The sequence below is a fragment of the Pantoea sp. CTOTU50773 genome (genome assembly GCF_032082325.1).
GTDB classification, from domain to species: domain Bacteria; phylum Pseudomonadota; class Gammaproteobacteria; order Enterobacterales; family Enterobacteriaceae; genus Pantoea; species Pantoea communis.
Genome location: NZ_DAMDQC010000166.1, coordinates 1 through 9503, shown reverse-complemented (window position 1 = coordinate 9503; position 9503 = coordinate 1). Strand labels below are relative to the sequence as shown.

General features: G+C 52.9%; 13 protein-coding genes. 10 read left to right on the top strand and 3 right to left on the bottom strand.

The annotated features are described in order from the left end of the window. On the bottom strand, nucleotides 1-1109 hold a 1109-nt coding region (gene uxaC / locus RT340_RS19505; protein WP_313377530.1), incomplete at its 3' end, for a glucuronate isomerase. 389 nt (nucleotides 1110-1498) lie between these two features. Here uxaC and RT340_RS19500 point away from each other — a divergent pair. From RT340_RS19500 to RT340_RS19455, 10 genes are all read left to right on the top strand, one after another. After that, entirely contained in the window at nucleotides 1499-2800 is a 1302-nt protein-coding gene (locus RT340_RS19500) for an MFS transporter (RefSeq protein WP_097119559.1), read from the top strand. Nucleotides 2801-2895: 95 nt separating this feature from the next. Continuing rightward, complete coding sequence (gene exuR / locus RT340_RS19495) at nucleotides 2896-3669, top strand: transcriptional regulator ExuR (protein ID WP_034829188.1); 774 nt, start codon at nucleotides 2896-2898, stop codon at nucleotides 3667-3669. Between the two features lie 320 nt (nucleotides 3670-3989). Next, complete coding sequence (locus RT340_RS19490) at nucleotides 3990-4667, top strand: DedA family protein (protein WP_034829190.1); 678 nt, start codon at nucleotides 3990-3992, stop codon at nucleotides 4665-4667. Then, on the top strand, nucleotides 4664-5032 hold the full coding sequence (gene mzrA, locus RT340_RS19485; RefSeq protein ID WP_211728492.1) for an EnvZ/OmpR regulon moderator MzrA: 369 nt from the start codon (nucleotides 4664-4666) through the stop codon (nucleotides 5030-5032). The genes RT340_RS19490 and mzrA overlap by 4 nt, the downstream gene beginning before the upstream one ends. A gap of 172 nt (nucleotides 5033-5204) precedes the next feature. After that, on the top strand, nucleotides 5205-5576 hold the full coding sequence (locus RT340_RS19480; RefSeq protein ID WP_097119530.1) for a DUF1090 domain-containing protein: 372 nt from the start codon (nucleotides 5205-5207) through the stop codon (nucleotides 5574-5576). A 34-nt stretch (nucleotides 5577-5610) separates the two neighbouring features. After that, complete coding sequence (locus RT340_RS19475) at nucleotides 5611-5916, top strand: YqjD family protein (RefSeq protein WP_034829194.1); 306 nt, start codon at nucleotides 5611-5613, stop codon at nucleotides 5914-5916. 1 nt (nucleotide 5917) lies between these two features. Beyond that, nucleotides 5918-6313, top strand: coding sequence for a phage holin family protein (locus RT340_RS19470; RefSeq protein ID WP_045814842.1), 396 nt, complete (start codon nucleotides 5918-5920; stop codon nucleotides 6311-6313). Further along, nucleotides 6310-6594 carry a YqjK-like family protein gene (locus tag RT340_RS19465; protein WP_038644523.1) on the top strand — a complete coding sequence of 95 codons (285 nt, stop codon included), beginning with the start codon at nucleotides 6310-6312 and terminating at the stop codon, nucleotides 6592-6594. Before RT340_RS19470 ends, RT340_RS19465 begins: the two co-directional genes overlap by 4 nt. A 206-nt stretch (nucleotides 6595-6800) precedes the next feature. Then, entirely contained in the window at nucleotides 6801-7211 is a 411-nt protein-coding gene (locus RT340_RS19460) for a DoxX family protein (protein WP_034829198.1), read from the top strand. Nucleotides 7212-7291: 80 nt separating this feature from the next. Further along, the gene (locus RT340_RS19455) at nucleotides 7292-8266 is read left to right on the top strand and encodes a glutathione S-transferase family protein (protein ID WP_097119528.1); all 975 of its coding nucleotides are present in this window, start codon (nucleotides 7292-7294) and stop codon (nucleotides 8264-8266) included. 147 nt (nucleotides 8267-8413) lie between these two features. On the opposite strand, the gene mdtI is transcribed toward RT340_RS19455, so the two are convergent. Beyond that, nucleotides 8414-8743, bottom strand: coding sequence for a multidrug/spermidine efflux SMR transporter subunit MdtI (gene mdtI, locus RT340_RS19450; protein WP_097119526.1), 330 nt, complete (start codon nucleotides 8741-8743; stop codon nucleotides 8414-8416). Next, on the bottom strand, nucleotides 8730-9080 hold the full coding sequence (gene mdtJ, locus RT340_RS19445) for a multidrug/spermidine efflux SMR transporter subunit MdtJ (protein ID WP_034829204.1): 351 nt from the start codon (nucleotides 9078-9080) through the stop codon (nucleotides 8730-8732). The genes mdtI and mdtJ overlap by 14 nt, the downstream gene beginning before the upstream one ends. Nucleotides 9081-9503 lie beyond the last annotated feature (423 nt).

Here is a 9503-nt window from a genome sequence, read left to right as displayed (position 1 = left end):
CCTTCGCCCTGGAAATTGCCCGCCATGGTCGCCAGCACTTCGTTGTCGCGTGGGTTAACGCAGTAAAGAATGGTTTTCGGCAGTGCATTGTTGCGGTTCTGCGCATCCAGTAAACGGCCCAGCGGGATCGCCATCGGCGCGTCATTGATGGAGTCAAAGCCTACATCCGGGCCGAGAATATCGAACTGCCGACGATTAGCATTACGCAGCGCGCCAATGTGATATTGCTGCGCCCAGCCGCGACGCGCATATTCGCTGCCAAGCCACACCAGCACCGCTGTTTTGAACTGCGCCACTTCTTCTTGCGTCGGTGCAGCACCTTGCAGGCGACGCGCCAGGATACTATCCAGCGTGCTTTCATCGGCCTCGGCAAACAGCACTACGTCCAGCGCATGGTCGGAGATTTTACAGCCGTGTGCGGCAAAATGATCGAGACGCAGGCTCAACGCGCGGCGCAGATCATCAAAACGTTGCACGCTGACATCGGCGACCTGTTCCAGGCGCTGAATCCACGGCAGGAAGGTATCCAGCTCAATGTTGAAGGCTTTATCCGGACGCCAGCTTGGCAGCACTTTAACGCTAAAGCTGGCATCGTCCGACAGCGTGCGATGGTGCTGCAGATCGTCAAGTGGATCGTCAGTGGTACCGACCATTTTCACCTTCATCTGCTGCATGATGCCGCGTGCGCTAAAGGCATCCTGCGCCAGCAGCTCATTGCACTGCTGCCAGATGCGATCCGCGCTCTGCTCATTCAGCAATACATCGGTAATGCCAAACGGACGGCGCAGCTCAAGGTGCGTCCAGTGATACAGCGGATTGCCAATAGTGTGCGGCACCGTGCGTGCCCAGGCGTTGAATTTCTCGCGATCGCTGGCGTCGCCGGTGCACAGCGCTTCGGGTACGCCATTAGCACGCATCGCTCGCCATTTGTAATGATCGCCTTTCAGCCAAATGTCATAGAGATTGGTGAAGCGGTAATTTTCGGCAATCTGCTGCGGCGGTAAATGGCAGTGATAGTCGAAAATCGGCTGGTCTTTGGCGTAGTCATGGTACAGACGACGGGCGAACTCGCTATCGAGTAGAAAATCCTCACTCATAAAACGCGACATACCTGCTTCCTCATGTTTGGGGCCAATTGGCTTCTGATTCAAAGTTATCATACCAATTTTGACGATCGGCAAAATTGTTTGCGATAGACCTCACAATAATGACAGTTTCCCTGTGGATATATGGACAAAATAGTCAGCCACATTGCACTAACTTGCTGTTATAACGCCTGTTTAGCGGATCACACAGCACATGCAGGGTTTTTGTGATGGCATTCAACTTTTAAAGTTGTATAACAAGTTAATCTCTCGCCTCGTTGATGCCGAACCTCATGGCACATCTCATAACAACAAGGCGGCAGGTCTAATTCGTCAACGCCGCCAGCGGGAGTGCTCAAGTACTCCCCCTACCTTTAATGGCAAGTGTTACGACAGACTGGAAGAGGTTAATGATGCGTAAGATCAAAGGGCTACGCTGGTACATGATTGGGCTGGTGACAGTGGGCACCATACTCGGTTACCTGACACGTAATACCATTGCCGTGGCCGCGCCGACGCTGGAAACGCAGCTGGGTATTACCACCCAACAATATTCCTATATCGTCGCCGCCTATTCGGCGTGCTACACCGTGATGCAACCTGTGGCAGGTTATGTGCTGGATTTGCTGGGCACCAAAATTGGCTACGCGGTGTTTGCCATCCTCTGGGCGATCTTCTGTGCTGCCACCGCCATGGCAGGCAGCTGGGGCGGTTTTGCGCTGGCACGCGGCGCGGTGGGCGCGGCCGAAGCGGCGATGATTCCTGCAGGCCTGAAAGCCAGTAGCGAATGGTTCCCGGCCAAAGAGCGTTCCGTCGCGGTAGGCTACTTCAACGTTGGTTCATCGATTGGTGCGATGCTGGCGCCACCGCTGGTGGTATGGGCGATTCTGGCGCACAGCTGGCAGCTGGCCTTTATCATTACTGGCGTGCTAAGCATGGCGTGGGCGTTGTGCTGGTTAATATTTTATAAACATCCTAAACAGCAAACCAAGCTCAGCGATGAAGAGCGTCACTACATTATTTCCGGTCAGGAAGTACAGCATCAGACCGGCAATAACAGCAAAATGTCAGCCCGTCAGATTCTGCGTAATCGTCAGTTCTGGGGTATTGCCCTGCCACGTTTCCTCGCGGAACCGGCATGGGGAACCTTTAACGCGTGGATCCCGCTGTTTATGTTTAAGGTCTACGGCTTCAACCTGAAAGAGATCGCCATGTTCGCCTGGATGCCGATGCTGTTTGCCGACCTCGGCTGTATCGTCGGTGGTTACCTGCCACCGCTGTTCCAGCGCTGGTTTGGCGTGAACCTGATTGTGTCGCGCAAACTGGTGGTGACCATGGGCGCGGTGCTGATGATTGCACCGGGCACCATTGGTTTGTTTACCAGCCCTTACGTGGCGATTGGTTTGCTGTGCGTCGGTGGCTTCGCCCATCAGGCACTGTCCGGTGCATTGATCACCCTCTCCTCGGATGTGTTTGGCCGTAATGAAGTGGCCACGGCAAATGGCCTGACCGGCATGGCCGCGTGGACAGCCAGCACCCTGTTTGCGCTGGTGGTGGGTGCATTGGCTGATACGCTGGGCTTCAGTCCGCTGTTTGCCGCGCTGGCAGTATTTGACCTGCTCGGTGCCTGTGTAATCTGGACCGTGCTGAAAAATCAGCCGGTATCGGAGCTGGACGTTCAGCACGTGGCACAACCGGCAACAGCTCGCACTTAATCTCCACGCTTTGGGCTGGCGCACGTCAGCCCATTTCCTCCACCCGGTCAAAGTGGTATAACAACTCATCCTTCCCTGCCACAGCGAACCGCGCAATGGATCTGAACGAATCCCGTCGTCTTTACCAACAACTCGCCAGTGAACTCAAACGTCGTATCGAGGCGGATGATTATCGCGTGGGCGATAAGCTGCCTGCTGAACGCCTGATCGCTGAAGAGATGGAAGTCAGCCGCACTGTGGTTCGCGAAGCCATCATTATGCTGGAAGTGGAAGGGTATGTTGAAGTACGTAAAGGCTCAGGCATCCACGTCATCAGCAATCAACAGCAAAACCGCGAGACCACCCCCAGCCAGCTGGAATTTGCCAGCTTCGGCCCCTTTGAGCTGTTACAGGCGCGCCAGCTAATTGAAAGTAACGTGGCCGAGTTTGCCGCCACCCAGGTCACGCGTCAGGACATCATGGCGTTGATGGCGATTCAGGAAAAAGCCCGCCAGGAAGACCATTCACGTGATTCAGAATGGGATATGCATTTCCACGTCCGCATCGCGCAATCCACGCAAAACAGCGCGCTCGCCGCGATTGTCGAGAAGATGTGGTTGCATCGCCTGCACAACCCTTATTGGCTCAAGCTGCACGAACATATTGATGCGCGCAACATCACCAGCTGGTGCGACGATCATGACCAGATTCTGAAAGCACTCATGCGCAAAGATCCCGCCGCCAGTAAGCTGGCAATGTGGCAGCACCTGGAAAATACTAAACAGATGCTGTTTAACGCCACCGCCGACGATTTTGAATTTAATGTCGACCGTTACATGTTTGCGGAAAATCCTGTCATCCTGCCGGAAGGTAATGACAATTCTTATTGATTCTGCTGCATTTCCAGGCGAATAAGTCAGTTAATCTGCAATAGTGTCAGCTCATGTAAAGCTCCTTTTGAGCATCTGCGTCAAAAGGTAAAACTCCTGTGCGAGCGCCACTTTACACTGTCTGACCTGCGTGATTTTTGTTACAGTTATCGCCCTTTTCTTACCCTTTGCGACAGGGCTTTAAAAAGTCGCTGATTTAACAATCAATTCTGGATGGATCCGGAAACCCGCAACGGCTGCATACCAAAAATGTATAACCAAGCCAGCCTGCGCCTCAGCCCCTTACGGGCACGTTTAACAATGATGTTCAGGAATGATTGATGGATATTTTGAAAGCATTGCTGCATGCCTTGTGGCAGCAGGATTACGAAATGCTCTCCGACCCGACACTGGTTTGGGCCATTTATGGCGTGCTGTTCTTGATCCTGTTTCTCGAGAATGGCCTGCTACCCGCCGCGTTTCTGCCCGGCGATAGTCTATTGATTTTAGTCGGTGTTTTGATTGCCAAAGGCACCATGGGTTTCCCGCTGACCATCCTGATTTTGACCACCGGCGCCAGTCTGGGCTGTTGGGTAAGTTACATTCAGGGCCGATGGCTAGGGAATACGCCAACGGTACAGAAGTGGCTCTCGCACCTTCCGGCGCAATATCATCAACGCGCGCACAGCTTATTCCATCGCCATGGTCTTTCGGCCTTGCTGATCGGTCGGTTCATTGCCTTTGTGCGCACCCTACTGCCGACCATAGCGGGGCTTTCTGGCCTGAGTAATGCACGCTTTCAGTTCTTCAACTGGATGAGCGGCTTCCTGTGGGTGCTGATTCTGACGGTACTGGGCTTCGCGCTGGGTAAAACGCCGATTTTCCGCCGCTATGAAGATGAACTGATGTTCTGCCTGATGCTGTTACCGCTGGTATTGCTGGTGATTGGTCTGGTGGGCTCTCTGGTGGTGCTGTGGCGTAAACGTCAGTCTTCACGCAACGGGAATTCACAGCCATGATCAGATTCCGTGGATTCCCAAGGCGCTTCGTGCCCTGGGCACTTGGCGCTGCGCTGGCGCTGCTGGCGGTGATCTTTGTACCTTCGATGTTGCAGCACGATACCGTGGTACAGATTCGCGTCGCACACAATGGCACCAATTTGCCGGATGGCTTTTATCTGTATCAGCAGCTGAGTGCGCAAGGTGTGCGTATCAAAAGCATTACACCTGCGGGCGATGCGCTGCTGATTCATTTCGAAAATGAAGAACAAAGCCTTGCCGCCCAAAAAGTGCTGAAACGCTTGCTACCACAGGGCTTTGTCGTTGCAAGCGGACCGCAGGCTTCGCAGCAAGTACCTGACAGTAACCGCCCAACTTATAGCTGATTTCCACCGTCTGATGACAAGCCAGACGGTGAATCAATCCTCGCTATCCCCGCGTCTTCGTTGAATTTTTTCGTCTGCTGTCTATGCTTAAAGGTAGCGCGAGTTAAGATAAGCTGGGACGCTTCTCCTGCCCGGTTTGCGGCAGGTCATCAACAATGGAAGGTAAAACCTGATGAAACATCAATTACTGCTGGGTGCTATTCTGTTCTCTCTCTCGGGATCTCTGATGGCAGCTGAAACGCTGTGTCAGCAGAAAGAACACGATATTCAGCGTGAAATCGACATGGCTAAACAGCACGATAACCAGCGCCGTGTGACCGGGCTGGAGCGCGCGCTCACTGAAGTACGTGCGAATTGTACTGATGAAAGACTGAAGTCAGCCCACAGCGAACGCATTGCAGAGCAAAAACACAAAATTGCGGAACGTGAGCGTGAGTTGAAGGAAGAGCGTCAGGATGGCGACAAAGATAAGATTGAGAAGCGCGAACGTAAGCTGGAAGAGGCACAGCACGAGCTGAAAAAGCTTGAAGCTGAGCCTTACTAATCGGACTTAAATAAATGATGTAATGGAGAACTTCATGTCTAAAGACACCACATCTGAACATCTGCGTGCGGAACTGAAAAACCTTGCTGACACCCTGGAAGAAGTACTGAGCAGCTCGGCGGATAAATCGAAAACCGAGCTGGACAAACTGCGCAGCAAAGCGCGCGGCGCGATTGAAAGTTCGCGTGAGCGCCTGGGCGATTCCGGTGAGCGCATCGCGCAATCCACGCGTGAAGCGGCAGAGAAGGCCGACGAGTATGTGCGCGATAATCCGTGGCACGGCGTAGGCATCGGTGCAGCTGTCGGTGTACTGATCGGCATCCTGATCTCACGTCGTTGATATGAGCGATAGTCAGAGCCACGGCCCAGGCAAAGGGGTCTTCAACATCGGTCAGCGCGTCGTCACTACCTTAGTGAGTATGGTGGAAACGCGCGTCCGTCTGGCGATTGTTGAGCTAGAGGAGGAGAAAGCCAATCTGATTCAAATGCTGATGATGGTTGGGTTGACGATGCTGTTTACCGCTTTTGGTTTAATGAGCCTGATGGTGCTGATCATCTGGGCGGTGGATGCGCAGTATCGGCTGATGGCGATTGCCATTACCACCGCCGTGCTGTTTGCGCTGGCGCTGATATTTGGTGTGTGGACACTGTATAAGTCACGCCAGTCAACGTTGCTGCGGCATACCCGCAAGGAGCTGGAAACCGATCGCAGCTTGCTGGAGGAGCATCGCTCATGAGCCGTCGTGAACGTGAAGCACGCATTCATGAATTGTTGAATCAGGTTCAGCAGCAGCGATTGGATCTCAGTGCTGCACGCCGTGACTGGCTGGATGGCACCGCTCACTACGATCGCGGCTGGCTAACGTTTCTCAGCTTACGCCGCTATCTGGCAATTGGCAGCAGCGCGCTGGCCATCTGGTCAATCCGCAGTCCTAACCGTATTTTGCGCTGGGCAAAACGCGGTTTTGGTCTTTGGAGTACCTGGCGCATGATTAAATCCACGCTCGAACCTCGCTAACGCCTTCATTTGAAACCGGATCTAAAAAATCCGGTTTTTCTTTATCAAAATCCCTGAACAACATTGACAGTTTAACTCGCTTACAACTGTTGCAACCTGCGACTATCATCTTCCTCCATCAGCCCAACGAATTGCGACCTGCGATTCAGCGGGATCAAAACCTTGCAGGCCAACAACCTGCTTCTTAATTCTTGTTGGAGTAAATGATGAAAAAATTCGAAGACTCAGGCCTGCTGCTGGCACGTGTATTAATGACCATTCTGTTCATCACTGCGGGCTGGGGCAAAATCACCGGTTATGCCGGTACCGCGCAATACATGCAGGCGATGGGCGTCCCGGGCTTCTTATTGCCGCTGGTTATTCTGCTGGAGTTCGGCGGCGGTCTGGCGATTCTGTTCGGTTTCCTGACGCGTTTCACCGCACTGTTCACTGCGGGCTTCACTCTGCTGACTGCGTTCCTGTTCCACAGCAACTTTGCTGAAGGCGTTAACCAGCTGATGTTCATGAAAAACCTGTCCATCGCCGGTGGTTTCCTGGTGCTGGGTCTGGTAGGTCCAGGTGCTTACAGCATCGACCGTCTGATTCGTGCTCGTTTCGCACCAGCAGCCGCACGCTAAGCACACAAGCGCTGCCAGAACACATATACTGATTTGCAGGGGCGGGGATTTTCCCCGCCCTTTTTCTTTATGGAGGGCTTATGGGACAACTGATTGACGGTGTATGGCATGACACCTGGTACGATACGAAGTCAACCGGTGGCCGCTTCAAACGCACAGAAGCAGTCTGGCGCAACTGGATCACCGCAGATGGCAGTGCTGGCCCCACCGGCAAGGCGGGTTTCGCTGCCGAGCGCGATCGCTATCATCTTTATGTTTCTCTTGCCTGTCCGTGGGCACACCGCACGCTGCTGATGCGCCAGCTTAAAGGGCTGGAAGAGATGATTTCCGTCTCAGTGGTGCATCCATTGATGCTGGAAAACGGCTGGACCTTCGACGACGATTTCCCGGACGCAACCGGCGACTCTCTGTATCAAAACGAATTCCTCTATCAGCTCTACCTGCACGCCGACCCGCAATATACAGGCCGCGTGACCGTTCCGGTGCTGTGGGATAAAACTCAGCACACCATCGTCAGCAATGAATCGGCTGATATCATCCGTATGCTCAACACGGCCTTCGATGCACAAGGTGCCCGCGCCGGAGATTATTATCCGCCGACGTTGCGCGATAAGATCGATGAGCTGAACGGTTGGATTTACGACACGGTGAACAATGGCGTGTATAAGAGCGGATTCGCGACCTCGCAGGCGGCCTATGATGAATCAGTCACCGCGCTGTTCCATTCGCTGGCGCGACTTGAGCAGATCCTCGGCCAGCATCGCTATCTGGCTGGTGATCGCCTGACGGAAGCGGATTTGCGTTTATGGACCACCTTAGTCCGCTTCGACCCGGTGTATGTCACGCATTTCAAGTGCGACCGTCACCGCATCAGTGATTACCGCAATTTGAGCGGCTTTCTGCGTGATATCTACCAGATGCCGGGCATCGCCGATACAGTGAATCTGCCGCATATTCGCCATCACTATTACTGTAGCCACAAGACCATCAACCCGAGCGGCGTAATTTCGCTGGGCCCGGCGTTTGACTGGGATGAGCCACACGGCCGCGGTTGAGGTTAGTGGGGATCATTGCGTTCAACACACTCCTTTTTTAAGGAGTGTGTTGTGCAGGTTTTAAAAGGTGGAATACGAGGTGAACCGCCTGACACTCCATTTCTTCATGCGCGTTAGCCGCTAAGTGTCAGGCCCATGTGCCCACTTTTAAGCAAACTTAATCAGCACCATCCCAGCAATCAGCAATCCCACCCCTAACCAGCCGATGCGATTCAGACGTTGACCAAACAGTACCCAACCAGCCGCTACCGTTGCCACCAGACCAAAACCACCCCACAGTGCATAAGCCACTGAGAGATCGATCCCTTTCACCGCTTGTGACAACGCACTGAATGCCCCCAGCACCGCGACCAGTGAGAGCAGGCCGTAAATGACACGGCGGAAACCATCGGAGTATTTGAGAAAGATATTCGCGACGATCTCCAGCCCAATCGCCAGTGCAAGCCAGGTAACGTGCGCCGCATTAAACGTGGCCATGTTGCAGCTCCTTGCGTGTCAGCGTGCCAGATTTGATTAGCGCAATTCCCGCCACCAGCGTGATTAAGCCCGCCACCTTCATCAGCGATAAGGGTTCATCGAACAGCGTGACGCTGAACAGGGTGATAAACAGAATGCCGATACCTTCCCACATCGCATAGGCCACGCCTAAAGCGATACGTTTTACGGCGAAAGACAGGAAAATATAAGAGAGCGCAATCATCACCAGCATAAAAATAAAACCCGCGTTGTCGTCATTGACGCTGGCCCATTTCATAGAGAGCGTGCCGGTTATTTCAGCCAGGATAGCTAAAACCAATAAAAGCCAATAGCGCATACTTTCTCTCCTTAAGAGAAATAAAGAACTATCACGCGAAATAAACGCATGTGAAATTTTAAGAATATTTTTAAATAAGGAGAGTGTGGCGCTAAAGCGCGAAGCGCCAGTGCTGGTCGCAGATCGAGCAGTGGAAGAGTGCAGGAAGGTCAGTAGAAATAGCCATCATTGGGGCGAATATTTTGTCCATAATTTTACAACTTATCCACGTTGTTGCTTTTCGTCGATGTGGATGAATAATTGTCCTCGGTAGTGAAACACGCGCCTATTCTGGCATAAGGTTTATTTTGTTATGCGGGATTTTCATTTCTTTACGCTTTGGCATTTTTTATTCTCTGCGAACGAGAATTTATTTTAATTATTGTTATGCCGCGTTCTTTTCATAGAGAGTGGAGTGGACAGTCATTCATCTTGCCGCCGTAC